The sequence below is a fragment of the Caulobacter sp. D5 genome (genome assembly GCF_003185805.1).
Lineage (GTDB): Bacteria > Pseudomonadota > Alphaproteobacteria > Caulobacterales > Caulobacteraceae > Caulobacter.
In genome coordinates this window covers 1-1,121 of the sequence record NZ_QHJY01000546.1, presented here as the reverse complement: position 1 = coordinate 1,121, position 1,121 = coordinate 1, and the positions used below count along the sequence as shown (strand labels likewise).

Annotated in this window: 2 protein-coding genes; both read right to left on the bottom strand. The window is 68.2% G+C overall.

What is annotated here, in order from left to right; all coding sequences use genetic code 11:
• Positions 1-26: 26 nt before the first annotated feature.
• The gene (locus tag DMC18_RS25045) at positions 27-557 is read right to left on the bottom strand and encodes a dihydrofolate reductase family protein (RefSeq protein WP_110121300.1); all 531 of its coding nucleotides are present in this window, start codon (positions 555-557) and stop codon (positions 27-29) included.
• 49 nt (positions 558-606) lie between these two features.
• Positions 607-954, bottom strand: coding sequence for a hypothetical protein (locus tag DMC18_RS25040; RefSeq protein ID WP_110121301.1), 348 nt, complete (start codon positions 952-954; stop codon positions 607-609).
• Between the last annotated feature and the right edge of the window lie 167 nt (positions 955-1,121).

Here is a 1,121-nt window from a genome sequence, read left to right as displayed (position 1 = left end):
CCCTCTCTCAAAGAGAGAGGGATCATTCACGCCGGCTCGTAGGTCAGCCGGATCACGTCGTCGTCGATGCGGTCTGTCGCCACCAGGCGCAGGCGGGGGCGGGGGGCGGCGAAGTAGGGGGCGCCGGCGCCGAGCACGACGGGGTGCAGGTAGATCCGGTAGGCGTCGATCAGGCCAAGCTCGGTGAGGCTGCGCGCCAGGTTCGGGCCGCCGACCTCGATCTCGCCGTCGATCCGGGCCTTGAGGTCGGCGATCGCGGTCGCCAGGTCGCCCTGGATCAGCGTGGCATTGGGGCCGACCGAGGTCAGGGTGCGGGAGGCGACCCATTTGTGCTGGGCGCGCCAGGCCTGGGCGAATTCGCGTTCGGGCGCGCCCCAGTCGGGCTGCTCCTCGTCCCAGTAGGCCATGATCTCGTAGAGGCGGCGACCATAGATGCTGCCCGCCTGCTCGCGGGCCTGGTCGATGAAGTGGCGGAAGAGCACGGGGCCGGGCGCGAACCCCGTGTGGTCGACATAGCCGTCGAGCGACTGGTTCATGCCGAAGACGAGCCTGGCCATGCCGCGGATCTCCCTGCCGAGGGCTGCTGACGCGCCCAGTCTATCGCCTTCACCATTTGGGGCGAGGGGGCGATTTCTGGCGCGGCCAGTATTCGACGAGGGGGCCTTCGCGGCGGGGATCGCCGCCGTTGGCCCAGATGATCTGCTCGATGAACCACGGCAGGATCGAGTCGACCTTATCCTGCAAGCTTGGACCGAACGGCGGCAGCTGATTGAAGGGCGTGTCGCAGCCTTCGGGTATGCCGTGCTCGATGCGCCAAGCCTCGAGTTCGATTCTGATAGCGTAGGTGACGCTCCTCACGCGATCCTTGTCCTGCTGCGCCAACTGAATGAACGGGATGTGCACGTAGTCGTCGCGCTTGCGGCGGGGCTTGGCTCTCGCCTTGGCTCTGGCCATGGGTTTGCTCCTGAAGGGACTGCACCTGGCGTGCGTCGACGGCCGCGGGCCGGAACGGCGCGCGGGGCGGGGAGGGAGCGGAGCGCCCGGGCGACGCCCGGAGGTGCTGTTGTGTGTACCGTTTCGACGAAGCCTAGACGCTCCGCGCGGTCGTTTGGCTGCCGGCT